Raw genomic sequence first — 24,345 nt, 5'->3', positions numbered from 1 at the left:
TTCTTCCGTTTGTTTATCCCTTAGGGGATTTATTATTTCCATAAAGCGGCAGCTATGCTGCGCCATATATCTGTAGGGTGCTTCTCAAATTAAGCGGCTGCAATTTATCCAAGAGGATAGCTTGTAGCTTTTTGCTTAAATGAAGGCTAGACGTGAGCCTGCCTAGCCTTAAATTCACTGAACAACGTTCAGTGAGGTTACACGTCCAGTAGCAGACGTGCTGGATCTTCAAGTAGCTCTTTTACTGTCACAAGGAAACCAACTGACTCACGGCCATCCACCAAACGGTGGTCGTAAGAAAGTGCTAGGTACATCATTGGTAAAATTTCTACTTTGCCATCCACAGCCATTGGGCGGTCTTGGATTTTGTGCATACCCAATATGGCCGCTTGCGGCGGATTGATGATCGGTGTTGACATTAACGATCCAAACACACCGCCATTCGTAATCGTGAAATTACCGCCAGTCAGTTCTTCAACCGTCAATTTGCCATCTCTTCCTTTGAGTGCAAGCTCTTTGATGCCCTTCTCAATTTCGGCAAGGCTTAGCGTATCGCAATCTTTAAGAACCGGAGTCACTAAGCCACGAGGCGTTGAAACTGCCATACTAATATCAAAATAGCTGTGATACACAATATCTTGGCCATCAATAGATGCATTCACTTCTGGGTAACGCTTTAACGCTTCTGTTACCGCTTTCACGTAGAAAGACATAAAGCCTAAACGAATACCGTGTTTCTCTTCAAACAGACCTTGATATTGCTTACGCAGATCCATGATAGGCTTCATGTTAACTTCATTAAACGTCGTCAACATCGCCGTGCTATTTTTTGCCTCAAGCAGGCGCTCCGCAACACGTTTACGCAAACGCGTCATCGGTACACGTTTTTCACTGCGCGCCATCGCAACGACAGGCTCAGGTTGACTTGGAGCAACTGCTGACGCTGATTTTGCGGCTGCTAGATGAGCATCAATATCTTCACGCGTGATACGTCCACCCACACCAGAGCCTTTCACTTGGCTTGCTTCCAAACCATGCTCGGCGAGTAAACGGCGTACCGCAGGGCTAAGCGCATCATTCGTTTCGTCTGTCAGTGTGGCTTTGTGGCGTTTATCAGGAGACGGCTCTGTATCGTTGGTGGTATCTTTCGTCGGTTCACCTGCAACGGCACCAGGTTTCAATTTCGCCAATAACTGTTTCGAAAGCACCGTCGCACCTTCTTGCTCGATAATGGCTTCGAGAACACCCGCCTCAGGCGCTGGCACTTCAAGAATTACTTTATCAGTTTCAATCTCAACGAGTACTTCATCACGAGCGACGGCTTCACCTGGCTTTTTATGCCATGTCGCGACTGTTGCATCAGCAACTGATTCAGGTAGATCTGGAACCAGAATTTCAATTGTCATAATCTGTGTCTTCCTTTTACTTCTAGTTCGTTAAGCTAGGGTCAGAGCGTCTTCAACCAACGCTTTTTGTTGTTTCAAGTGTACCGACATATAACCAACGGCTGGTGATGCTGATGCAGGGCGACCTGCGTATTTCAGATCAGCACCGGCTGGAATGGCAGAACGGAAGTTATGTTGGCTACTGTACCAAGCACCTTGGTTTTGAGGCTCTTCTTGGCACCATACATAGTCAACAACATTAGTGTATTGAGCGATAACCGCTTCCACTTCTTCTTTCGGGAATGGATATAGCTGTTCAATACGGACGATAGCAACATCACCTTGTTCGTTATTGCGGCGCTGTTCAAGCAGGTCGTAGTAAACCTTACCAGAGCAGAACACAACACGTTTGACGTTCGCTGGGTTGAGATCGTCAACTTCGCCGATAGCCGGCAAAAACGATCCGTCAGCCAAGTCTTCCAGTGTTGAGATACATAGTGGGTGACGCAGCAACGATTTTGGTGACATAACGATCAATGGTCGACGCATTGGACGAATAACCTGACGACGCAGCATGTGGTATACCTGCGCTGGCGTAGAGGGAACCACCACTTGCATGTTTTGTTCGGCGCACAGTTGCAAATAACGCTCTAGGCGTGCTGATGAGTGTTCCGGGCCTTGCCCTTCATAACCATGAGGTAGCAGCATGGTTAAACCACACAAACGCGCCCATTTTTGTTCACCGGAAGAGATGAACTGGTCAATCACGACTTGAGCTCCATTGGCGAAATCACCAAACTGAGCTTCCCAAATCGTCAAACCACTCGGCTCCGCTGTCGCGTAGCCATATTCAAAAGCTAGCACTGCTTCTTCCGACAAAACCGAATCCAATACTTCAAAAGGACCCTGTTTATCATGGATATTCGCCAATGGAATATAGGTACTTGCGTCACTTTGGTTATGCAATACCGAGTGACGGTGGAAGAAGGTTCCACGCCCAGAGTCTTGCCCCGAAATGCGGATTCGCTTTCCATCATCAACTAAGGTTGCATAAGCCAGCGTTTCAGCCATACCCCAATCGAGAAGCTTCTCTCCATTAACCATCGCTTGTCGGTCGGTATAGATTTTATCCACACGACTTTGCAGTTTATGGCTTTCTGGATACTGACAAATTCGGTTACCCAGCTCTTTTAAACGCTCAAGGTCAACTTTACTATTCCATGGCATATCCCATTCATGGCCAATATACGGTGACCAATCAACAGAATGCAGTGCCATTGGACGCCACTCTTTCACCACGACTTCACCATGATCCAGAGCATCACGATATTCGTTGACTAACTGTGTGGCAATCTCGATATCAAACTCACCACGCTCTATCAAAACATCGGCATAAAGCTTACGCGGCGTAGGATGCTTTTTGATCTTTTGATACATCAGCGGTTGAGTTGCGTTTGGCTCGTCGGCTTCGTTATGGCCGTGACGGCGATAACAAACCAGATCAATGACGACATCACGCTTAAATTCATTACGATAATCGAGTGCAATGCGGGTGACGAAAGCAACTGCTTCTGGATCATCAGAATTGACGTGGAAAATGGGTGCCTGAACCATCTTAGCGATGTCAGTACAATACATAGTCGAGCGTGTATCACGAGGGTTTGACGTGGTAAAACCAACTTGGTTGTTAATAACAATACGTACCGTCCCTCCCACGCAATAGCCGCGCGCTTGAGACATGTTAAATGTCTCGGCAACGACACCTTGGCCAGCGATAGCAGAGTCACCATGAATCGAAATAGGTAGCACTGTCGAACCGTCTTCATCTCCCAATCGATCTTGTCGAGCACGAACTGAACCAATCACGACTGGGTTAACAATTTCAAGATGCGAAGGGTTAAATGCTAAGGCTAGATGCACATCACCGCCGGGTGTCGCAAAGTCAGCAGAGAAACCTTGGTGATATTTAACATCACCCGTTCCCCAGCTTTCACCATGCTTACCCGCAAACTCGTCGAACAGATCTTGAGGTTTTTTACCTAAGACGTTGACGAGCATGTTAAGACGACCACGGTGCGCCATACCAATCACAACTTCACGCATACCTGTGCTACCAGCATGACGGATCAACTCTTTCATCATTGGGATGAGTGCGTCGCCACCTTCTAAAGAAAAGCGTTTCGCACCGGGGAATTTCGCGCCTAAATAACGCTCAAGTCCTTCTGCGGCTGTCAATTCTTCGAGAAAAATTCGTTTTTCTTCTTTGCTGAAAGAAGGTTGACCAACGACTGATTCAAGACGTTGTTGTATCCAACGCTTTTGTTCAGTGTCGATAATGTGCATGTATTCTGCACCGATGGAACCGCAATAGGTTTTGTTGAGGGCTTGATAAATGTCTTTCAATTTCATTGTCTCTTGCCCGATAGCAAAAGAGCCGACATTGAAAGTTTCTTCGAAGTCACCTTCGTTAAGATTGTGGAACGCTGGGTCTAATTCTGCCACTAATGGGCGTTGCCATAAACCTAGGGGGTCGAGTTGAGCCGCTTCATGACCGCGAAAACGGTAAGCATTAATCAGCTGCAAGACTCTTACTTGCTTAGCATCGACATCTGGATCACTAACTTGGACATTGTAATGCTTTGTTTCTTTCGCGAGTCGTCGGAAGTAGTCACGGACACGTGAATGTGGCTGTTCAACCACATTGTCAGCTTGCGCAGGCAAGCCATCAAAAACACGTTTCCACTCCTCACTTACCAGATCAGGATCACTTAGATACAGTTCGTAGAGGTCCTCTACGTAAGTTGCATTGGCGCCAGCCAAGTGTGAAGACTCGAGCCATGCCTTCATCACGCCGTTGTGCATATTTTCCCTTAACCAGTAGTTTTCACGTTTGCTTCGGTCTATGCCGAGCTATAAAAGGCAGGTCCGAAGACCTGCAATTTTCATTCATTTTAAACCGAACGGTTCACAAGCATTGATTTGATATGTCCAATGGCTTTCGTCGGATTTAATCCCTTAGGACAAACACTTACACAATTCATGATGCCATGGCAACGAAAAACGCTAAAAGCATCATCAAGATTAGATAAACGTTCATCTGTTGCGGTATCGCGGCTGTCAATTAGCCAACGATAAGCCGCCAACAAACCTGCTGGGCCGATAAATTTATCCGGGTTCCACCAGAAAGAAGGGCATGAAGTTGTGCAGCAAGCGCACATAATGCACTCATATAAACCGTCTAAATGCGCTCGCTCTTCTGGTGATTGCAAGTTCTCACGAGCCGGAGGCAAGTTTCCGTCAGTCACAAGATAAGGTTTAACCTTCTCGTAATTTTCATAAAACTGGGCCATATCGACAATTAAATCACGGACGACTGGTAGCCCCGGCAGAGGTCGAATAACGATCGTGCCTTTGGCCAAAAGCGCAGATAATGGAGTAATACACGCTAATCCATTTTTACCGTTCATGTTCAAACCGTCAGATCCACACACTCCTTCACGGCACGAGCGACGAAAAGCAATGGTGGGATCTTGCTCTTTCAGCAAAATGAGTGCATCCAACAACATCATGTCAGAGCCCTCTTCGACTTCAAGCAGATAATCCTTCATGTAAGGCTTTTGATCGACGTCCGGATTATAGCGATACAAAGAGAATTTCAATTTCATAATAGTGCCTTCTCCTTAGTATGTGCGCGCTTTAGGCGGAAACGCTTCACGATAAATTGGTTCCATATTTACGCTACGCTTCGACATGCTTTCAGTCTCAGGGTTGTAAATTGAATGGCATAACCAATTAGCATCATCGCGTTCAGGATAGTCAAAGCGAGCGTGGGCTCCACGGCTTTCGGTACGATAATTTGCAGCAACCGCGGTAGCAAATGCTGTTTCCATCAAGTTTTCCAGCTCTAAACACTCGATCCGTTGAGTGTTGAACTCGGTTGACTTGTCTGAAAGATGTGCGTTCTTCAAACGTTCACGAATCACTTTAAGCTCTTCAAGACCTTTAGCCATCGCTTCACCTTCACGGAACACCGAGAAGTTATTTTGCATACAACGTTGCAAATCTTTACGAATTTGCGCGGGATCTTCACCACCTGTACTGTTTTCCCAGCGGTTGTAACGTTCTAGCGATTTTTCAATGTCCGCTTCTGTGGCAGGTTTTGCGTCCGCTTGCTTTTTCAACGTTTCGCCCAAATGCAAGCCTGTTGCTCGGCCAAAGACCACTAAATCCAGTAGAGAGTTACCACCCAAACGGTTCGCGCCATGCACCGATACTGATGCAATTTCACCACACGCAAACAAACCTTGAACTTCCACATCAGCGCCTTTAGCATCTTGCTTAATCGCCTGACCTGAAACTTGAGTCGGTACTCCTCCCATCATGTAGTGGCAGGTTGGGATCACTGGAATCGGTTCTTTAACTGGATCGACGTGAGCAAACGTACGTGACAACTCACATACGCCCGGCAGACGAGATTCCAGAGTTTCTTTGCCAAGGTGATCCAGTTTAAGCTTGATGTGCGGACCCCATGGACCATCGCAACCACGACCTTCACGGATCTCAATCATCATTGAGCGGGCTACTACATCGCGACCAGCCAAATCCTTCGCGTTTGGTGCATAACGTTCCATGAAACGTTCGCCATCTTTATTTAAAAGATAACCACCTTCACCACGACACCCTTCCGTCACAAGAACGCCAGCACCAGCAATCCCTGTTGGGTGGAATTGCCACATTTCGATATCTTGCATCGGAACGCCAGCGCGGATAGCCATGCCCACGCCATCACCCGTATTGATGTGTGCGTTGGTGGTTGAAGCATAGATACGGCCAGCTCCGCCAGTCGCTAATACTGTGGCTTTAGATTTGAAATAACAAACTTCACCAGTTTCCATACACAAGGCGGTACAGCCAAGTACTGCACCCTCTTCATTTTTCACTAAATCAAGTGCGTACCACTCAGAGAAAATAGTGGTCTTATATTTAATGTTTTGTTGATACAAGGTATGAAGTAGTGCGTGACCAGTACGGTCAGCGGCAGCAGCGGTTCGAGCCGCTTGTTCACCGCCAAAATTTTTGGATTGCCCACCAAATGGGCGCTGATAAATGGTGCCATTGTCAAAACGAGAAAAAGGCAAACCCATTTTCTCTAGTTCAATCACCGACTCTGGACCATTCTTACACATGTACTCGATAGCATCTTGGTCACCGATATAGTCGGAGCCCTTCACCGTGTCATACATATGTTGTTCCCAGTGGTCCTCATGCGCGTTGCCTAACGCAACGGTAATACCACCTTGAGCCGAAACCGTGTGAGAACGTGTTGGAAAAACTTTAGAAAGCAGAGCACAGGATAAACCTTGCTCTGAAATTTGCAGTGCTGCACGCATGCCAGCACCACCAGCGCCGATCACTACGGCATCAAATTCACGAACTGGAATAGTCACTTACGCACCCCACAATACAAATAAGCCAGAGAAGAAGTATCCAAAGAGCACTGCAATAACGACCAATTGCAGGCCACCACGCAATTTAGAACACTTAATGTAATCTGTTAATACTTGCCATAAACCGATCCAACCATGGATAAGGACAGAGACTAACGCCAGCATTGTGAAGACTTTGGTAAAGGTTCCACCAAAAAACTGTGTCCATGAAACATAGGAGATATCACCAGAGAAAGCACAGAAGCTGACTAGGTAGATAGTATAAAGAGTCATAATGATCGCAGAAGCACGGATCAGCAGATAATCATGCACTCCGTTACGACCAAAAGAAGAAACATGTTTTACCATACCAATACTCCCGCTAAAACTGAAAGCACTGCTGTTGCGATGAAGGCGACTTTGGCACTCATAGCCCCTGACTCCAGCTCTTCAAAGTGGCCCAGGTCCATCAACAAATGGCGTATACCACCTGCAATGTGGTAAGACAGCGCGGTTAAAATTCCCCATAAAATAAATTTTGCGAAAAAGCCATTCACAATGTTGCTGGCTTCCATAAAACCTACCGGAGAACTTAACGAGAGGGAGAGTAACCACAGCAAAATTCCGACCGCAACGAACATCATCACCCCAGACACTCGGTGTAGGATGGATGCAATCGCACTGATCGGAAAGTGAATGGTCTGTAAATCTAAATTAACAGGTCTTGACTTTCTTTCTTTCACGGGCTTGCTCACTCAGCTCCATTGAGCATTTATAGTTATAAATGAATTTTGGTTGTAAAACCCATAAAAGTTAACATTATTTTAACATAAAAAGCCTAATATCGCGCAGTTAAATGTAACAATTCCGTTAACAAAAAAGACAGAATGCAATACTGAAATACAGTTTCTAGCCTTTTATTTATAAGGTGTTCACCAAAATTTTCAGTGCCACTATACGGCTCGCAACATTCTAATACAATTGATGTAACAATTTTTGCTACACAGAACAGATTTTTAACTTTATATGTATAAAAAATCAAAACAAGTGCACACATCAGACGAGAAAAATTGACTTTAATTAAGAACACACGTAAAAAAATGTCACACAAACATCCTGGACGGATTAAATAATAAACAAAGGAGATTGTTATGGCAGATAAGAAAGCGACCCTTCATATCGAAGGGAAAGCGCCAATCGAACTGCCGATTATGGATGGGACTGTAGGCCCACAAGTAATCGACGTTCGTAAGCTAGGAGCCAACGGATATTTCACTTTTGACCCTGGTTTTCTTGCCACTGCATCTTGTGAATCTCAAATTACTTATATCGATGGCGAAAAAGGGGTGTTACTGCACCGCGGCTTCCCTATTGATCAATTAGCCAATAACGCTGATTACTTGGAAGTTTGTTATATTCTTCTTTACGGTGAAGCCCCTAATCGTAAGCAATATGAAGAGTTTAAACATACGGTGACGCGTCACACTATGGTCCACGAGCAAATTGCAAGTTTCTTCCACGGTTTCCGCCGTGACGCTCACCCAATGGCTGTAATGTGTGGTGTGGTTGGAGCGCTTGCTGCGTTCTACCATGATTCACTTGATATTAATAATGATATACACCGAGAAATAGCGGCTTACCGCCTACTCTCAAAAATGCCAACATTGGCGGCGATGTGCTACAAGTATTCTGTCGGCCAACCATTTATCTACCCGCGTAATGACTTAAGCTATGCCGAGAACTTCCTACACATGATGTTTGCAACGCCGTGTGAAGAGTATGAAGTGAATCCTGTGGTTGCACGCGCGATGGATAAAATTTTCACACTGCATGCCGATCATGAACAAAACGCGTCAACCTCAACGGTTCGCCTTGCCGGTTCTTCTGGTGCTAACCCGTTTGCCTGTATTGCGGCTGGCATTGCCTCGTTGTGGGGGCCTGCTCATGGGGGTGCTAACGAAGCCTGTCTGCGTATGCTAGAAGAGATAGGCAACGTTGATAACATTCCTGAGTATGTGGTCAGAGCAAAAGATAAGGATGATCCATTCCGTTTAATGGGTTTTGGTCACCGTGTTTATAAAAACTACGATCCGCGAGCAACGGTAATGCGTGAAGCTTGCCATGATGTACTCAAAGAGCTCAATATTCAGGACCCACTATTGGATGTGGCGATGGAACTTGAGCGCATCGCGCTTTCTGACGAATACTTTGTTGAGAAAAAACTCTACCCTAACGTGGATTTCTACTCAGGTATTATTCTGAAGGCTATCGGTATTCCAATCTCTATGTTTACCGTTATCTTCGCAATGTCTCGCACTATCGGTTGGATTGCCCACTGGAATGAAATGCACAGTGATCCAGATAATAAAATTGGCCGTCCTCGCCAACTTTACACTGGTCAAAAAATGCGTAACTTTAAACCGTTACACGAACGCGAATAGCAAACCCAGTCATAGTACCTAATAGAAAAGAGCGAGTTCCCACTCGCTCTTTTTTCATTTGATACATTGATCAGAAACAAACCCGCTACACAGGGTTATTGATATCGATAAACTCAACCTCAAAGCCATATTCGCTCGCTAACCATTCTCCCAGTGCCTTCACACCATAACGCTCTGTGGCATGGTGCCCTGCAGAAAAATAATGAATATTTTGCTCTCTTGCTGAGTAGGTAGTCCGCTCTGATATTTCACCAGAGATGAACGCATCTAATCCGTGCTGCGCCGCTAGATCGACGAAATCTTGTCCACCACCAGTACACCAACCCACCGTTTTGATGATTCTGTTTGAGCTCGGAACTACGTGCAGTGGCCGTCGTTGTAAAGCTTGCTCGATTCGTTGACTGAGCTCATCGGCTGTCAACGCTTGTTCAAAATGGCCGAACATGGCGACCGACTGCGGGTGCCCTTCTAATCCGCCATCAACATGAATCCCCAATAAATCAGCTAGCAATTTGTTATTACCTAATTCTGGATGGATGTCTAACGGCAAATGATACGCGTATAAATTTATATCATTTCGTATCAAAGCTCGGATCCGGTGCCCTTTCATTCCACGGATGGACTCAGGCTCACTTTTCCAAAAATAACCATGATGCACTAATAAAGCGTCAGCATTTCGTTCAATTGCTTGTTCAATCAGCGCTTGCGAGGCCGTCACACCCGTTACAATCTTTTTGATTTCAGTGCGACCTTCAACTTGCAATCCATTAGGGCAATAGTCTTTAATCAATTGAGGATTAAGCTTTTGATTGAGCAGAGCTTCAAGTTTTAAATTATCCATCTTTCATTCCAAAATTGAGTTTTATCATTAGCGTGGTTATAACAATTTCAAGCTAGAATGTCGAAAAATAAGGACGAGAACAATTAATGACAATGGACCTCAACACACTGGCACACTGGGTGTCGACAACCCCTACTCTTTTCCAAGGAGAGGGTGTAGTCGCGGCGCGTACTCCTTTTTTACCCAATGTTCCGATATTGAAAGAAGAATACAGAGGGAACCCTAGGTTAGGCTTTCTCTACCAGCATTTATGTTCTTTATTGTTTACGCTAAACCCCACTTATTCCGCCGTTTCTGAAGAAATTCAACTGAACGAGGCAGGAAGTACACTAGGTTCGCTAGATTTTGTCATCAAAAATAAACGCAGTCAGCGTTATGAGCATTGGGAAGTCGCAGTGAAGTTTTACCTACTACATCAAGGGCTGTGGTATGGTCCCAATGCTCAAGATCGATTAGATCTCAAACTTGAACATATGCTGAACCACCAATTGACCCTTTCCCAATCAGCCCAATTTAGTGCGGCTTACCCACTTTGGCGTGACGTTAGCCGTCATTTACTGATGCAAGGGCGCTTATATGTAAACCCTTTTCACGATGAGCCTGTTCCTAGTGAATGCCTAGGTTATAAACTCAACCCGTCACAAATTGCTGGTTTTTGGTGTTATCAAAGCCAGTCACATCAAATAGATGAAGCGTTATTCTTACTGGAAAAGCCTCAATGGATTAGCGGGAAAGGTAAAAACTGCACACGTTACACAGCAAATGAAGAGCATGGTTTTGTGCATTGCCAAAGTGACAGCGGAAAGTTCTGGTTCATCGTTCCCGACAGTTGGCCTCAGCTTTAACCAAGATAGTAGACGACTAAATATAAAATAGGCGGCCTCTGGCCGCCTATTTTAATTGATAAGTTTGCTTACAAACCAGCGTCGGCAAAGACTTGATTAACAATCTGTTGCGCTTCCGCTTCGATTTGCTTGAGGTGCTCATCGCCCTTAAAACTTTCACAATAGATCTTATAAATATCTTCTGTGCCTGATGGACGAGCAGCAAACCAGCCATAATCAGTGGTCACTTTTAATCCACCGATGGCTGCGCCATTGCCGGGAGCATGCGTCAAGCGGGCTGTGATCTCATCTCCCGCTAATGTTTTCGCGGAGACCATCTCTGGTGATAATTTGCTCAGCACTGCTTTTTGTGGGCCATTTGCGACAGCTTGAATACGACTATATTTAGACTCTCCATGTTTCGCGGCCAGATCTTCATAATATTGCTGCGGATTTTTACCTGTGACAGCGGTGATTTCCGCCGCCAGTAAGCAAAGGATAATACCGTCTTTATCCGTTGACCAAGGCGTTCCGTCTTTACGCAGGAATGACGCACCTGCGCTCTCTTCACCACCAAAACCGAAGTGACCACTGTATAAGCCATCAACAAACCACTTAAAGCCGACAGGTACTTCACACAGCTCACGGCCAAGATCGGCGACCACACGGTCAATCAATGCACTTGATACTAACGTTTTACCAACAGCCACTTCTTTACGCCATTGTTTGCGGTGACGATACAGATAATCGATGCATACGGCTAAGAAATGGTTTGGGTTCATCAAACCTTTCGGAGTGACAATGCCGTGGCGGTCGTAGTCAGGGTCATTACCAAACGCGAGATCATACTGATCTTTTAACGCTAATAACCCCGCCATTGCATAAGGAGAAGAACAGTCCATACGCACTACACCATCTTTATCGAGTGACATAAATTGGAATGTCGGATCCACCGCTTCGCTCACCAGTGTTAAATCAAGCTGATACGCTTTGCCAATTTGACGCCAGTAGTCAATACCACTGCCACCGAGCGGATCAACACCCAGTTTTAGATTGGCTTTTTGGATGGCCTCCATATCAATCACATTCACTAAGTCATCAATATAAGGTTTCACAAGATCAACTTGTTTAAACAGCGGCGATTGCTTTGCCGACATAATAGGCAGACGCTTCACGCCTTGCATACCTTCTGCAATGATCTCATTGGCACGGTTTTCTATCGCTTGGGTGATTTCCCCTTCAGCAGGGCCGCCATGGGTAGGATTGTATTTAATACCACCATCTTGTGGTGGATTATGAGAAGGTGTGATCACAATACCATCAGCTTTTTGCGCGTGCTTCAAGTTATGAGTCAAGATTGCGTGTGAAATACCCGGCGTTGGCGTATAGCCATTATCCTGTTGAACGATCACTTCAATTTCATTAGCGATCAGTACTTCAAGTACACTAGAAAAAGCAGGCTCAGAGAGTGCGTGCGTGTCTTTTCCGACAAAAATCGGCCCAGTGGTTCCTTGCTGAGCGCGCACTTCTGCTACCGCTTGAGCAATAGCAAGAATGTGGTTTTCGTTAAATGTCGATTTATCCGCGCAACCACGATGCCCCGAAGTACCAAATTGTACTTTATGGTCTGGGTTAGCCGCATCAGGTTGAAGTAAAAAGTAGTTTGCAACGAGCGCAGGGATATTATGTAAGTCTTCCTGCCGTGCTTTTTGTCCGGCGCGTGGGTGCATAGCCATTTTTGACATCCTTTCTTAAAATAACAACGAAATAAAAAGCCTCATGATACGGACTTAGTGGTCCGCAGTATGAGGCTTGAATCAGATTTTTATCTATGAATGGGCACAAATCAGATTGAGTGCGTCACTTTCTCAATAATGTCACTCGGGAAATTCATCAATACCATCAGCTGCTCGATCATCTGTTGTTTGCGGCTAGTATTGTTATTGGTAATGACCCAGAATGGTGTGTTTGGAATCGCTCTTGGCTTGGTTGTCTGCCCACTAGCAAGCAAGGTTTGCTCGTTATCAGCAAAATACACACGCTTACGTCCTTTCACTAAGGTCGCTTCAGCAAAACTTACTGGATCGATACGGTATAAGGTTGAAAGCACCAACATAAAACGATCAATTGCTTTTTTCAAAGCCGCAAATTCATCAGAAATGAGCAAAGAACGCATCTCTTTTACGCTATCAATCTGTATCTCTTGTACGGCATCTTTACTCACAACAATGCCCTTGGGCTCGGTACTTACTTGCGTCACGACCGCTGCTGCAGACACTTTACCGTCAACATTGAGCAAACGGCGTAAAATATCCGACGCGCTTTCTCCAATATGTTGGGTTTGGCTGGCAATATAACGGTATAGATCCTCATCAACCTCAATTGTTTTCATTCGCTTTTCACAATCTCAATGTTTAAACTCTGAGGGATTATAGCGAGATCTTCACTGATACTCTACGTTAAACCAATCACTAATAAGATAAAATGTCAGCACTTCTTAATTACAAACTCGAAGGTGAAGGTCACACCGTTGTTTTGATCCATGGTTTATTCGGCAATTTAGACAACCTAGGTTTACTTGCAAGAGACCTAAAAGCCGATCACCAAGTATTGAGTATTGACTTGCGTAATCACGGTCAATCATTTCACAGTGAGGAACATGATTACGCGAGCATGGCATTCGATGTTGCTAGTTTACTCGAAGAGTTAGCTTGTGATTCAGTCACTCTGATTGGTCATTCAATGGGCGGTAAAGTTGCCATGAAGCTGGCTGACATCGCCTCATCCAAAGTCGCCAAACTGGTGGTTTTAGATATGGCACCCGTCAGCTATCAGCATCGGAAACATGATAACGTACTGGCGGGGCTCAACGCGGTTATTGCGCAGCAGCCTACCTCGCGAGCAGAGGTCATGGCCATTTTAGCGCAACATATTGAGCTAGAAGGCGTACGACAATTTCTCAGTAAATCGTTATTTAAACGAGAAGATGGTGTAATGAGCTGGCGTTTTAATGTTCCCGCCATTGAAAAAAATTACTGGAATATTTTAGGCTGGGAACCAATCCCTTGCAGCTCTGTTCCAACCTTATTGGTTAAAGGCAGCAACTCTGACTATCTACTAGCGGAACACCAAGAAATGATCCAGCAGCAGTTTAGCCAAGCGAAAGCGCACGTCATCGCCAACACAGGGCACTGGCTACACGCAGAAAAGCCCGTTGAAGTTTTACGAGCGATCAGGAAGTTCATTGGCAGCTAGCCGCTTTACTGTGAAACAACAAGTGTGAAATAGGTACCAATGCGCGCATTAACTTTGACGAATAACAGTGTTATAGTGCGCTCAAGCAAATTGGCATAAAGGATACCCATGCTGTACGACTACATGAACATGCTTGAGTCGATTGGACTCGATCTTCTTTTTGCGTCTATATTTTTCCTTATCGGTATGGCAATAAAAGATGTCCTTAAGCAAGGTAATGTACCGCCATTTGGGCGCCGTATTGTATGGCTAGTTCTGTTTTTAGGTTGTGCTGGCTTTATCCTTAAAGGACTTATCCAACTCAGTTGGGAAGGCACCGGACTGGGGTAAAGAACACGCTCATCCGCCAGAAAATGACAAATTAAAGGTAATGATTCTATGGCAAGTGTAGGCCTCTTCTTTGGTAGCGATACCGGTAATACTGAAGCCGTTGCGAAAATGATTCAAAAGCAACTGGGTAAGCAGCTCGTTCACGTTCAAGATATTGCGAAAAGCAGCAAAGAAGACATTGATAATTTTGACTTATTGTTACTGGGTATCCCTACTTGGTACTACGGTGAAGCGCAGTGTGATTGGGATGATTTTTTCCCAGAGTTAGAAGCGATCGACTTCTCGACGAAATTAGTTGCTATTTTCGGTTGCGGCGATCAAGAAGACTACGCTGAATACTTCTGTGACGCGATGGGTACAGTGCGTGACATTATCGAAAGCAAAGGTGCAACGATTATTGGCCACTGGCCAACTGAAGGTTATGAATTCGAAGCCTCTAAAGCCTTGGTTGCAGGTGACAATAGCCACTTTATTGGTTTATGCATCGATGAAGATCGTCAACCAGAGTTGACTGAACAGCGCGTCAGCACATGGGTTAAGCAGATTTATGAAGAGATGTGTTTAGCTGAACTTGAAGGCTAATCTCTTAAACATAAAAAATCCCCTTGCGAGGGGATTTTTTATTGACCCGTATACAACAGCACTCTTTTCTTTACCAAAGTAGACGGCCGATAAATGGAGCAAGCAACACAGTGACCATGCCCGCAATCATCATCACCACACTCGACACTACCCCTTCAGCATTGCCAATTTGATACGCTTTTGCCGTTCCTGCACCGTGCGCGGAAGCGCCAAGACTGGCTCCTTTACCAAGCCCAGAGCGAATGGATAATAACGCTAACACCACTTCACCTACCGCCATGCCTATCACCCCAGTAAGTACCACAAACAGAGCAGTCAGATCACTTTGCCCACCAATTGACTTCGTCGCCTCAACAGCAAAAGGCGTGGTAATCGAGCGCATCGCTAAACTGCGCTGAAGCATATCGGGTAATTCAAACCAACGAGCCAACAAAACCGTGCTCCCCACAGCCACCACAACCGATACGATCACTCCCACGGATAGAGAGAGCCAGTGGCGCTTGATCAACAATCGGTTGTCATAGACAGGAATAGCAAAAGCCACTGTCGCCGGACCAAGTAGCCACAATAACCAATGAGATTCTGCCATATAGGTTTGGTAAGGGATGTGAAAGATCATCACAACAGCCACTAACAATATAGGGGCCAATAGCAGCGGCATTAAGAAAATAGAACGTTTACGTTGATAAAGGCACTTGCTGCCATAGTAAAAGGCCAAGGTTAACAGCAAGCAAAATACACCAAGCAGCGTTGAGGTAAGTAGTGAGCTCATGATGAACGCTCCACTTTAGTTAGGCGTATTGCCCGGTTGCTTTTTCTACGCGCTAGTATCAGCTCTAAACGATACATTTTATCAACGGTCCAAGCAGTAATAGCAATGACCATGATGGTACTGATGACAAGTACCGCCATAATTCGTAACCCTTGCTGTTGCATTAACTCTTGATAGTTAACGACCGCAATGACCGCTGGTACAAAGAACAACAGCATTTCCGCCAATAACCAAGTTGCTCCCTTGCGCAGCCAATCAACTTTTACAACTCGCATAATCACTAAAGTTAACAGCAATAGCATGCCAGTTAAATTTGCTGGTAAAGGAATATGAAAAGTGCTGACTAGAAAATCCGCCAAAAACCAGATCATTGATAGCGCAGCAACTTGTACCGCTGTTTGCAGATTGTTTTTTACTCTTTGGCTGTTTCTTATTCTTTGCATGATGAGACTAATGCCGTTTTGTGAAATTAGTCACATTATATTAAGCCATAAAACCATCGTAAAATGACTTTTTATTATCATTTTCATGCCAAAATGGAATGATAAAAAGGAGATATTATGGATATTAAAGCACTGCGCTATTTTGTTGAGTTGGTCAATCAACAAAGCTTTACCCGCGCATCCGAGCAACTGTTCGTCACCCAACCCACCATCAGTAAGATGATCCGCAGTCTAGAGCAGGAAATTGAACAGCCACTATTACATCGTGAAGGTCGACGTTTCTGGCTTACCGATGCAGGAGAGGTTGTCTATCAAAGAGCGCTAGAGATCTTAGCGCAGATGTCTCAGTTAGAAGCCGAATTGGTCGATCTCAATCAGGTAAAGCGGGGACAACTGCATCTCGGTATTCCACCAATGGTTGGACACCTTTACGCAGGTCTGATCCGCCAATACCGTCAAACCTACCCTCATGTAGAGCTCACCATCGTTGAGTATGGCGGACGTAAAATAGAGCAAGCTATTCTCAATGGCGAAATTGACGTAGCCGTCACCATGCTTTCGCCTCATCCGATTGACAATCTGCGGTCACTCTCCTTAGACAGTTACCCCATTTGCGCCGTACTCCCCGATTCATCTCCTTGGAAGCAGCAAGAAGCCATCGGTTGGGAGCAACTACAAAATGAGCCATTTTACCTCTATACCCATGATTTTACGCTGAGTGACTACATCCACTCATTCTGCCTACAACACGGATTTACACCACAAGTTGCAGCGCGCAGTAGCCAGTGGGATTTTTTAGTCGCGTTGGTCAAAAGTGGCGTAGGTGTTGCCTTTCTACCCGAACCACTTTGTCGACGAATTCAAGGAGAAGGCGTCTTAGTCAAACCGATGACACCCAGTATTGATTGGCACTTAGGATTAATATGGCACGCGGAACGGTACGTTTCTCGCACCGCCGAAGCTTGGATTGAGCTGTGCCAAATGCAGAACGAACAGCCTTAGCGGTCACAAAAAGTAACCATTTTGTCTGCATCACTCTCTTCTCTGTATTTAGGTTTTTTGCGCACGTACAATTTACGTTGCACTTCAGAGACCACTTCGCCTTTGGCATCCTTAACATGGATAACAAATTCCGGAAAGCATTTATCCCCATTGGCCGTGCTCACTAAGATTGAATCCAGTTGGTCTTGCGTTATCAGAAACTCCGCATACAAATCAGAATGGCCCGGTTTGATAAAGTTGATGCTGGCCTCTTTGTCCCATACGTAATATTGCTCACCCAAAATCCCCATTAACATCAAAGAGTAAACAGGGTCCGTGAGAGAGAAAATGCTGCCACCATACTGAGTGCGATTGGCATTTTTGTTCCACCACCGCAGCTTTAGGCGCATTTTCACCTGACGGAAGTCGTTACTAATTTCATCAATGTGGATACCAGCGCCCCAAAAAGGAGGCCAGCTATTTAACGCCCACTTAACAATATTTGGCTTATAAAATCTTGCTAAAGAGTGATTCATTCCGTGCTCACCTTTTAAACCTATCGACTCAATCACTAATAAATGTTACGCAATTGTAACTGGTAAGAGCTGTTATATCAGTGATATTGCGCGGCTTTGTGACAAATATAAAGTAACCCTTTGAACTTCGTGGTTTATTGTTAGCAGTGACTCCCCTATAATGATCGCAATTATGAATTCTGTTAACTGCTGCAGATCATCAACAGGAAAGTGTATGTCAGATAATAACCAAGCGCTCAAGGATGCAGGTCTTAAAGTTACCCTTCCTAGGCTAAAAATTTTAGAAGTGCTACAGCAGCCTGAATGCCAACATATCAGCGCTGAAGAACTGTATAAGAAATTGATTGATCTTGGTGAAGAAATCGGTCTTGCGACTGTTTATCGAGTATTAAACCAATTTGATGATGCGGGTATTGTCACTCGTCACCATTTTGAAGGTGGAAAATCCGTTTTTGAACTTTCAACACAACACCACCACGACCACTTAGTGTGCTTAGATTGTGGTGAAGTGATTGAGTTTTCAGATGAGGTGATCGAACAACGCCAAAGAGAGATTGCTGAGCAATATAATGTACAGCTCACCAATCACAGCCTTTATCTATATGGTAAATGTGCCGACGGCAGTTGCAAGCAGAACCCTAACGCGCACAAGTCAAAAAGATAGCCATCATTCTCAGCCTTGAGCTGGACGATAATAAAAAAGCCGGGTGAATCAATCACTCGGCTTTTTTGTGTAAAGAGAAAGGAGTGGTAAGCCACTCCTTTTTACTAGGTATTAATTAGAAATAATCTCGAATCAACACTTCCGCAATTTGTACCGTATTTGTTGCAGCGCCTTTTCTCACGTTATCTGCCACTACCCACATGTTAATGCCACTGTGGTGACTGATATCGTTGCGAATACGCCCTACAAGAACCGTATCCTTCCCTCCCGCATCGCGAACTTGCGTGGGGAAATCATTCCCGCTGAATACTTCAATACCTTCAGTTTTCTCTAATAACTCAATAACTTGCTCAGCATCAATCGGTAAGCGTGTTTCAATATGCAGTGACTCAGCATGGCCGTAAAAAACTGGCACGCGTACACAAGTTGGGTTGACCATAATGGTTGAGTCATTGAATATTTTTTGCGTTTCCCACACCATTTTCATCTCTTCCTTGGTGTAGCCATTATCCATAAACTGGTCGATTTGTGGGATGCAGTTAAACGCAATTTGCTGGCTAAACACATCAGGATCGGCCGAAACACCGTTTAACAGCCTTGCGGTTTGTCCCGCCAACTCATCAATGCCTGACTTCCCAGCTCCTGAAACGGACTGATAAGTTGATACGTTAATTCGCTCGATACCCACAGCGTCGTGAATCGGCTTTAACGCCACCAACATTTGGATGGTTGAGCAGTTTGGGTTCGCAATAATATTGCGGTTACGGAAATCCGCAATCGCTTCAGGGTTCACTTCAGGCACAACAAGTGGGATATCGTACTCATAGCGGAAATGTGAGGTGTTATCGATGACTACCACGCCTTCTTCTGTGGCAATAGGTGCCCATTTTGCGGACAATTCACCACCAGCGGAAAACAGTGCAATCTGAACTTGTGACCAATCGAAATCTTCAACATTTTGTACTTGTATGGTCTTACCATTGAAGCGGTAGAATTTACCTTCACTACGCTCACTGGCAAGTAGGTAAAGTTCACCAACGGGGAATTTGCGATCTTTGAGCACTTCAAGCATGGTTTCACCAACCGCGCCGGTTGCTCCTAAAATAGCGATATTAAATTCTTGGCTCATTTGTTACCTCTGTTTTAAAACCTAATTTAGCTAAGGGAGTGAGATCACACGACTCACTACCGACGACAGTCATCGCGCTATATTCTCTTCTATCCCAATAAAGTTTACGCATTTGATCAAAAGCACCTGGTTTGCCAATTTCACGGCGAAACAAGGCGTCATCTTTGCGTACGTCATAAATCAATTGGGTTAAACTGCGTAATGTTTCTTCATCCCAACCGCGTGATAAATACACTTTGGCAATGGGGGTCTCGGGTAATAAACTACTGGCATTCGCGCAATGGTCATCACCAAGATACTCACAAAAACTATTGAAAATCATGGTCGTGCCTCGGGCTTTACCTTCTAACCCATAGCCAGCCACATGCGGCGTCGCAAACGCGAGCAAAGGCAGCAGTTCCATATCCACTTCAGGTTCAAATTCAAACACGTCTAAAGCGGCAATAAAACCATCATTCTTCTGTAGGCGTTGTTTCAGCGCTTGGTTATCCACCACAGGGCCACGAGCCGCGTTGATCAAGATCTGATCACTGCGCAACTGGGCAAGTCGAACTTCATCAATCAAGTGATGAGTTGGCCATTCACCACTTTTAGTAATGGGTGTATGCAGCGTAATGACATCCGCTTTATCAAGTAAAACATCAAGATGAGTAAACTCGCGGCAATCACCCTGTGCTTGTTTTGGGGGATCGTTGAGCAGTACATTGATGCCAATCCCCGCTAAACACTCGGCTAAATAGCTGCCGACTTGACCAGCACCAATAATGCCAACGGTTTTCTCTAAGGCAGAAAAACCATGCTGCTGTGCTAACACCATCAATACACTGAAAACATACTCAGCCACTCCCACCTTATTACACCCCGGTGCGGCAGTAAAAAAGATGCCTCTTTCAGCCAAAAGCGCTTGATCAACGTGGTCCATACCTGCCGTCGCCGTACCAACAAACTTTAATTTATTGGCTTTCGCTAATAGTGCTTGATTTACTTTCGTAACAGAACGAATCATCAAGGCGTCAACGTCGATAAGATCATCAGCCGTTAAGCTTCTACCGGGTTTCAACACCACCTCACCAAGCTGGCTAAATAACGATTCAGCATAAGGCATGTTTTCATCAATAAGGATTTTCATAGCGGAGTTCACAATTTTCGAAATTGAAGGAATTGTGCAGAAAAGCGCACAGACTGTCGAGAAGAAATCCCGCTTTCCATAAAAATGCCCGGCTCCTCACGGAAACCGGGCAAAAACCCAGAACAAAAGGATCCCGTCCCGCTCTCCATGGGACAGAGTCTGCGTCTGTTCGATCAGCTAAGCTGACCCGCTCTGGAAACCTTTTTATAAGAGGTGTGTAGGCTTATTAGCCTTGATACTTTTTGATCACTAGCGTCGCGTTGGTACCGCCAAAACCAAAGCTGTTAGACATCACAGTGGTTAGCTCTTGCTCGCGCATTTCGGTCACAATATCAAGGCCATCAGCCGCTGGATCTAAATTGTCAATGTTGATGCTTGGCGCGATAAAGCCGTGGTGAAGCATCAAGGTAGAGTAGATGGCTTCATGCACACCTGCCGCACCCAATGCGTGGCCAGTCATTGCTTTTGTTGCCGAGATAGCTGGGCTGTTGCCAGCGAACACTTCTTGAATGGCACCCAACTCTTTTACATCACCGACAGGTGTGGAAGTACCATGTGTATTGACATAATCCACACTATCTACCGCTTGCATTGCCATCTTCATACAACGCACAGCACCTTCACCTGATGGAGCCACCATGTCGTAGCCATCGGATGTCGCACCGTAACCGACGATTTCACCGTAAATTTTTGCGCAGCGAGCCAGTGCATGCTCAAGCTCTTCAACCACAACCATGCCGCCGCCGCCTGAAATCACGAAACCATCGCGGTCAGCATCGTAAGTACGTGACGCTTTTTCTGGTGTTTCGTTGTACTTAGTTGACAACGCACCCATTGCATCAAACATCATAGTTAAAGACCAATCGAGCTCTTCACCACCACCTGCAAACACAACATCTTGCTTACCCAATTGGATAAGTTCCATTGCGTGACCAATACAGTGAGCCGACGTCGCACAAGCGGAGCTCATGGTGTAGTTGACGCCACGGATTTTAAATGGCGTAGCAAGACAGGCTGAAACAGTCGAAGACATAGTACGTGGAACCATGTAAGGACCAACGCGCTTCACGCCTTTTGTGCGCAATGTGTCGACAGCAATAACTTGGTTATACGACGACGCACCGCCAGAACCAGCCACAATACCAGTGCGGTCATTAGAGACCTGCTCTGGTGCTAAACCTGAATCGGCAATCGCTTGTTCCATTGATAGGTATGCAAACGCGGCCGCATCACCCATAAAACGCATCTGTTTGCGATCAATATGGTCAGCAGGGTTCATTTTCAGGCTACCCCACACTTGAGAGCGTAAACCGTTCTCTTTGAACTGCTCAGAAGCGGTAATACCTGATTTGCCTGCTTTTAGAGACGCTAAAACTTCTTCGACGTTGTTACCGATACTTGAAACAATACCCATACCGGTGATTACGACTCGTTTCATGTGACATTCCTATAATTCAAAATTCGCTTAGATAATAACTAAGAAGAATAACAAAAGTGGTCAGCTTTCCCAGAAATTCGTACAATCTCGAGCTATATATCGCCCGATTTCACAGAATTACACCATTATGACCAGCATAACCAACGCAACACTGGGTTGGAATGAAGCGGGCACACCCGTTTCCGACCAATTCGATGACGTTTACTTTTCCAACGTTAACGGCCTAGAAGAGACGCGTTACGTGTTTCTTTCCCAAAATCATATACCACAAAGATGGCACCAATATGACCAAAAACGATTCGTCATTGCCGAAACGGGGTTTGGCACTGGGTTAAATTTTCTCGCTGTATGGCAAGAATTTGATGCGTTTAGGCAACAAAACCCAAATGCGCCATTGCAAGCGCTGCATTTTATCAGTTTTGAAAAATATCCGCTCAATAAACACGACTTGATAACAGCGCACCAAGCGTGGCCTGAATTAGCGACTTATGCGAAAAAGCTTCAACAACACTACCCGATTGCAGTACCAGAATGTCATCGCATTGTTCTTGATGATGGCGCCATTACCCTTGATCTTTGGTTCGGTGATATCAAAGAGTGTATGCCGCAAGTTCCCACAACCGAGCAAGGCGTGGTAGACGCATGGTTTTTGGATGGTTTTGCTCCCAGTAAAAACCCTGAAATGTGGAATCAAACGCTGTTTGAGAATATGGCCAAACTGGCGAAACACAAAGCCACGTGCGCCACTTTTACCGCCGCAGGTTTTGTACGACGCGGATTGATAGAAGCAGGCTTTTCGATGAAAAAAGTGAAAGGCTTTGGCACCAAAAGAGAGATGATTGCTGGTCAACTGGAACACAAAACGCCGTACAGCAATATAAAACCTTGGTTTGCGATTGCGCCGACAACCAATATTACCGACGTGGCGATCATCGGCGGCGGCATTGCTAGTGCCACATTAGCTAAAATGCTCAATCGCCGCGGTATCAATGTCAGCCTGTATTGCGCCGATCCTCAGGCCGCTCAAGGTGCTTCAGGTAACCGACAAGGTGCGGTTTACCCACTGCTGAATAAAAACCACAGTGGTGTATCGCGTGTTTTTGCGCCCGCTTTTCTGTTTGCTCGGCAATTTGTTGAACAAATGGCGCAAACCGTCCCTTTTGATCATGATTGGTGTGGTGTGACCCAATTGATGTGGGATGAAAAATCGACCCAAAAACAGATGGCGATGCTTGAAGGGAAATTTAACCCTCAGCTAATGCACTACTGCGATCAACAAGCAACGTTACAAAACGTCGGCTTACCGACTGACATGGACAGCTTACATTACCCACTAGGAGGATGGCTTTGCCCTGCTCAACTGACACAAGGCCTGTTTGACCAATTAAGCCAAAGTGAGCGATTCAACGTCTATTTCAATCACAAGGTGGAGTCTTTGCGCTGGGATGAAATACAGCGGCAATGGACATTATGTGTTAATGGTAACGAAAAGCACCATCAGTGTGTGGTCATTGCAAACGGTCATCAATTTGACCATTTCGAGCAAACACAAGCGTTGCCACTTGGCAAAGTGAAAGGACAAGTGAGCCATATTCCAACCACAGAAACATTGCAAAAGCTGAGCAGCGTGTTGTGTTATGACGGCTATATGACGCCGCACAACCCCAACACTCAACAGCACTGCATTGGCGCAAGTTATGACCGAAGTCAAATCAACCAAGCATTCGATGCGGCGGCGCAGCAAGAGAATGGACAACGCTTAACCCGTTGTATTAACGACCAAAACTGGACACAGCAAGTCGATACATCTAGCAATCAATCTCGCCAAGGCGTTCGCTGTGTCAGCCGCGATCATTTGCCGTTTGTCGGGAATGTGGGCAACTTTGAACAGATCAAGCTCGACTACCAGCCGTTAACGTCCCAAGATCCGCAACAGACTCCATCTGTGGCTCACTATCCTCATTTGTACTGCATGCTCGGGCTAGGATCGCGAGGGCTAAGTTCTGCGCCATTAATGGCTGAGTTGCTGGCTTCACAAATGAGTGGCGATCCGCTACCACTTGCTGTTGATGTACTCGAAACGCTTCATCCAAGTCGAATGTGGGTGAGAAAACTCAAAAAAGGCAAAGCCATCACCGAACGTACTCCTCGATAAAACCCATCATAGAA

The 24,345-nt window shown here is 45.4% G+C and carries 23 protein-coding genes; 8 read left to right on the top strand and 15 right to left on the bottom strand.

All coding sequences use genetic code 11. From position 1 onward, the window contains the following. Positions 1-197: 197 nt before the first annotated feature. From odhB to sdhC, 6 genes are all read right to left on the bottom strand, one after another. Entirely contained in the window at positions 198-1,406 is a 1,209-nt protein-coding gene (odhB, locus tag PL85_RS05540) for a 2-oxoglutarate dehydrogenase complex dihydrolipoyllysine-residue succinyltransferase (RefSeq protein ID WP_017042519.1), read from the bottom strand. Positions 1,407-1,436: 30 nt separating this feature from the next. Beyond that, entirely contained in the window at positions 1,437-4,247 is a 2,811-nt protein-coding gene (gene sucA / locus PL85_RS05535) for a 2-oxoglutarate dehydrogenase E1 component (RefSeq protein ID WP_115339185.1), read from the bottom strand. An 89-nt stretch (positions 4,248-4,336) separates the two neighbouring features. Continuing rightward, positions 4,337-5,050, bottom strand: a complete 714-nt coding sequence (locus PL85_RS05530; protein ID WP_013856348.1) for a succinate dehydrogenase iron-sulfur subunit — start codon at positions 5,048-5,050, stop codon at positions 4,337-4,339. Positions 5,051-5,065: 15 nt separating this feature from the next. Continuing rightward, entirely contained in the window at positions 5,066-6,832 is a 1,767-nt protein-coding gene (gene sdhA / locus PL85_RS05525) for a succinate dehydrogenase flavoprotein subunit (RefSeq protein ID WP_013856347.1), read from the bottom strand. After that, positions 6,833-7,180 carry a succinate dehydrogenase, hydrophobic membrane anchor protein gene (gene sdhD, locus PL85_RS05520; RefSeq protein ID WP_010318675.1) on the bottom strand — a complete coding sequence of 116 codons (348 nt, stop codon included), beginning with the start codon at positions 7,178-7,180 and terminating at the stop codon, positions 6,833-6,835. Continuing rightward, entirely contained in the window at positions 7,174-7,566 is a 393-nt protein-coding gene (sdhC, locus tag PL85_RS05515) for a succinate dehydrogenase cytochrome b556 subunit (protein ID WP_010318676.1), read from the bottom strand. Before sdhC ends, sdhD begins: the two co-directional genes overlap by 7 nt. A gap of 396 nt (positions 7,567-7,962) precedes the next feature. Here sdhC and PL85_RS05510 point away from each other — a divergent pair, with 396 nt between their 5' ends. Continuing rightward, positions 7,963-9,252: a citrate synthase gene (locus PL85_RS05510; protein ID WP_115339186.1), complete on the top strand. Its 1,290-nt coding sequence runs from the start codon at positions 7,963-7,965 to the stop codon at positions 9,250-9,252. Between the two features lie 85 nt (positions 9,253-9,337). Here the strand turns inward: PL85_RS05510 and PL85_RS05505 are convergent, their stop codons facing one another. Then, positions 9,338-10,093, bottom strand: a complete 756-nt coding sequence (locus PL85_RS05505) for a Nif3-like dinuclear metal center hexameric protein (protein ID WP_115339187.1) — start codon at positions 10,091-10,093, stop codon at positions 9,338-9,340. A gap of 86 nt (positions 10,094-10,179) precedes the next feature. Here PL85_RS05505 and PL85_RS05500 point away from each other — a divergent pair, with 86 nt between their 5' ends. Further along, on the top strand, positions 10,180-10,938 hold the full coding sequence (locus PL85_RS05500) for a DUF1853 family protein (RefSeq protein ID WP_017048880.1): 759 nt from the start codon (positions 10,180-10,182) through the stop codon (positions 10,936-10,938). A gap of 68 nt (positions 10,939-11,006) precedes the next feature. On the opposite strand, the gene pgm is transcribed toward PL85_RS05500, so the two are convergent. Next, positions 11,007-12,653: a phosphoglucomutase (alpha-D-glucose-1,6-bisphosphate-dependent) gene (gene pgm / locus PL85_RS05495; RefSeq protein WP_115339188.1), complete on the bottom strand. Its 1,647-nt coding sequence runs from the start codon at positions 12,651-12,653 to the stop codon at positions 11,007-11,009. Between the two features lie 110 nt (positions 12,654-12,763). Then, positions 12,764-13,309, bottom strand: a complete 546-nt coding sequence (gene seqA, locus PL85_RS05490) for a replication initiation negative regulator SeqA (RefSeq protein WP_010318681.1) — start codon at positions 13,307-13,309, stop codon at positions 12,764-12,766. 92 nt (positions 13,310-13,401) lie between these two features. Here seqA and PL85_RS05485 point away from each other — a divergent pair, with 92 nt between their 5' ends. From PL85_RS05485 to fldA, 3 genes are all read left to right on the top strand, one after another. Next, positions 13,402-14,172, top strand: a complete 771-nt coding sequence (locus PL85_RS05485) for an alpha/beta fold hydrolase (protein ID WP_017045728.1) — start codon at positions 13,402-13,404, stop codon at positions 14,170-14,172. A 108-nt stretch (positions 14,173-14,280) separates the two neighbouring features. After that, positions 14,281-14,502 (top strand): DUF2788 domain-containing protein, encoded by a 222-nt coding sequence (locus PL85_RS05480; protein ID WP_010318683.1) that lies wholly within the window; start codon positions 14,281-14,283, stop codon positions 14,500-14,502. A gap of 48 nt (positions 14,503-14,550) precedes the next feature. After that, the gene (gene fldA, locus PL85_RS05475) at positions 14,551-15,084 is read left to right on the top strand and encodes a flavodoxin FldA (RefSeq protein ID WP_013856340.1); all 534 of its coding nucleotides are present in this window, start codon (positions 14,551-14,553) and stop codon (positions 15,082-15,084) included. Between the two features lie 70 nt (positions 15,085-15,154). Here the strand turns inward: fldA and PL85_RS05470 are convergent, their stop codons facing one another. After that, positions 15,155-15,856, bottom strand: coding sequence for an LrgB family protein (locus PL85_RS05470; RefSeq protein ID WP_013856339.1), 702 nt, complete (start codon positions 15,854-15,856; stop codon positions 15,155-15,157). Continuing rightward, complete coding sequence (locus PL85_RS05465; protein ID WP_115339189.1) at positions 15,853-16,299, bottom strand: CidA/LrgA family protein; 447 nt, start codon at positions 16,297-16,299, stop codon at positions 15,853-15,855. Before PL85_RS05465 ends, PL85_RS05470 begins: the two co-directional genes overlap by 4 nt. Before the next feature lie 117 nt (positions 16,300-16,416). Between PL85_RS05465 and PL85_RS05460 the strand changes: the two genes are divergently transcribed. Continuing rightward, positions 16,417-17,301, top strand: coding sequence for a LysR family transcriptional regulator (locus PL85_RS05460; protein ID WP_026028359.1), 885 nt, complete (start codon positions 16,417-16,419; stop codon positions 17,299-17,301). Here the strand turns inward: PL85_RS05460 and PL85_RS05455 are convergent. After that, the gene (locus tag PL85_RS05455) at positions 17,298-17,816 is read right to left on the bottom strand and encodes a DUF4442 domain-containing protein (RefSeq protein WP_115339190.1); all 519 of its coding nucleotides are present in this window, start codon (positions 17,814-17,816) and stop codon (positions 17,298-17,300) included. The genes PL85_RS05460 and PL85_RS05455 overlap by 4 nt on opposite strands. 214 nt (positions 17,817-18,030) lie before the next feature. Here PL85_RS05455 and fcrX point away from each other — a divergent pair, with 214 nt between their 5' ends. After that, positions 18,031-18,480, top strand: coding sequence for a ferric iron uptake transcriptional regulator FcrX (gene fcrX, locus PL85_RS05450; RefSeq protein ID WP_010318689.1), 450 nt, complete (start codon positions 18,031-18,033; stop codon positions 18,478-18,480). 115 nt (positions 18,481-18,595) lie between these two features. Here fcrX and PL85_RS05445 read toward each other — a convergent pair whose 3' ends face one another. From PL85_RS05445 to fabB, 3 genes are all read right to left on the bottom strand, one after another. Further along, entirely contained in the window at positions 18,596-19,609 is a 1,014-nt protein-coding gene (locus PL85_RS05445) for an aspartate-semialdehyde dehydrogenase (protein WP_115339191.1), read from the bottom strand. Continuing rightward, a complete protein-coding gene (locus PL85_RS05440) occupies positions 19,593-20,738 on the bottom strand; it encodes a 4-phosphoerythronate dehydrogenase (protein WP_115339192.1) in 1,146 nt (381 codons plus the stop codon). The genes PL85_RS05445 and PL85_RS05440 overlap by 17 nt, the downstream gene beginning before the upstream one ends. A gap of 226 nt (positions 20,739-20,964) precedes the next feature. Then, entirely contained in the window at positions 20,965-22,176 is a 1,212-nt protein-coding gene (gene fabB / locus PL85_RS05435) for a beta-ketoacyl-ACP synthase I (protein WP_115339193.1), read from the bottom strand. 127 nt (positions 22,177-22,303) lie between these two features. On the opposite strand from fabB, the gene mnmC reads away from it, so the two are divergent. Then, entirely contained in the window at positions 22,304-24,331 is a 2,028-nt protein-coding gene (mnmC, locus tag PL85_RS05430) for a bifunctional tRNA (5-methylaminomethyl-2-thiouridine)(34)-methyltransferase MnmC2/FAD-dependent 5-carboxymethylaminomethyl-2-thiouridine(34) oxidoreductase MnmC1 (protein ID WP_115339194.1), read from the top strand. The last annotated feature ends 14 nt before the right edge of the window (positions 24,332-24,345 follow it).

Origin of the sequence: Vibrio anguillarum, from assembly GCF_001989995.2 — a bacterium.
Lineage (GTDB): Bacteria > Pseudomonadota > Gammaproteobacteria > Enterobacterales > Vibrionaceae > Vibrio > Vibrio anguillarum.
Note: the sequence above shows the minus strand (reverse complement) of the source record. Positions and strands in the feature narration are given on the sequence as shown.

What these genes read in the sequence shown, in the direction of transcription:
- odhB (WP_017042519.1), bottom strand. Translation starts at nt 1,406, where the DNA reads ATGACAATTGAAATTCTGGTTCCAGATCTACCTGAATCAGTTGCTGAT.
- sucA (WP_115339185.1), bottom strand. Translation starts at nt 4,247, where the DNA reads ATGCACAACGGCGTGATGAAGGCATGGCTCGAGTCTTCACACTTGGCT.
- PL85_RS05530 (WP_013856348.1), bottom strand. Translation starts at nt 5,050, where the DNA reads ATGAAATTGAAATTCTCTTTGTATCGCTATAATCCGGACGTCGATCAA.
- sdhD (WP_010318675.1), bottom strand. Translation starts at nt 7,180, where the DNA reads ATGGTAAAACATGTTTCTTCTTTTGGTCGTAACGGAGTGCATGATTAT.
- PL85_RS05510 (WP_115339186.1), top strand. Translation starts at nt 7,963, where the DNA reads ATGGCAGATAAGAAAGCGACCCTTCATATCGAAGGGAAAGCGCCAATC.
- PL85_RS05505 (WP_115339187.1), bottom strand. Translation starts at nt 10,093, where the DNA reads ATGGATAATTTAAAACTTGAAGCTCTGCTCAATCAAAAGCTTAATCCT.
- PL85_RS05500 (WP_017048880.1), top strand. Translation starts at nt 10,180, where the DNA reads ATGACAATGGACCTCAACACACTGGCACACTGGGTGTCGACAACCCCT.
- pgm (WP_115339188.1), bottom strand. Translation starts at nt 12,653, where the DNA reads ATGGCTATGCACCCACGCGCCGGACAAAAAGCACGGCAGGAAGACTTA.
- seqA (WP_010318681.1), bottom strand. Translation starts at nt 13,309, where the DNA reads ATGAAAACAATTGAGGTTGATGAGGATCTATACCGTTATATTGCCAGC.
- PL85_RS05485 (WP_017045728.1), top strand. Translation starts at nt 13,402, where the DNA reads ATGTCAGCACTTCTTAATTACAAACTCGAAGGTGAAGGTCACACCGTT.
- PL85_RS05480 (WP_010318683.1), top strand. Translation starts at nt 14,281, where the DNA reads ATGCTGTACGACTACATGAACATGCTTGAGTCGATTGGACTCGATCTT.
- fldA (WP_013856340.1), top strand. Translation starts at nt 14,551, where the DNA reads ATGGCAAGTGTAGGCCTCTTCTTTGGTAGCGATACCGGTAATACTGAA.
- PL85_RS05470 (WP_013856339.1), bottom strand. Translation starts at nt 15,856, where the DNA reads ATGAGCTCACTACTTACCTCAACGCTGCTTGGTGTATTTTGCTTGCTG.
- PL85_RS05465 (WP_115339189.1), bottom strand. Translation starts at nt 16,299, where the DNA reads ATGCAAAGAATAAGAAACAGCCAAAGAGTAAAAAACAATCTGCAAACA.
- PL85_RS05460 (WP_026028359.1), top strand. Translation starts at nt 16,417, where the DNA reads ATGGATATTAAAGCACTGCGCTATTTTGTTGAGTTGGTCAATCAACAA.
- PL85_RS05455 (WP_115339190.1), bottom strand. Translation starts at nt 17,816, where the DNA reads ATGAATCACTCTTTAGCAAGATTTTATAAGCCAAATATTGTTAAGTGG.
- fcrX (WP_010318689.1), top strand. Translation starts at nt 18,031, where the DNA reads ATGTCAGATAATAACCAAGCGCTCAAGGATGCAGGTCTTAAAGTTACC.
- PL85_RS05445 (WP_115339191.1), bottom strand. Translation starts at nt 19,609, where the DNA reads ATGAGCCAAGAATTTAATATCGCTATTTTAGGAGCAACCGGCGCGGTT.
- PL85_RS05440 (WP_115339192.1), bottom strand. Translation starts at nt 20,738, where the DNA reads ATGAAAATCCTTATTGATGAAAACATGCCTTATGCTGAATCGTTATTT.
- fabB (WP_115339193.1), bottom strand. Translation starts at nt 22,176, where the DNA reads ATGAAACGAGTCGTAATCACCGGTATGGGTATTGTTTCAAGTATCGGT.
- mnmC (WP_115339194.1), top strand. Translation starts at nt 22,304, where the DNA reads ATGACCAGCATAACCAACGCAACACTGGGTTGGAATGAAGCGGGCACA.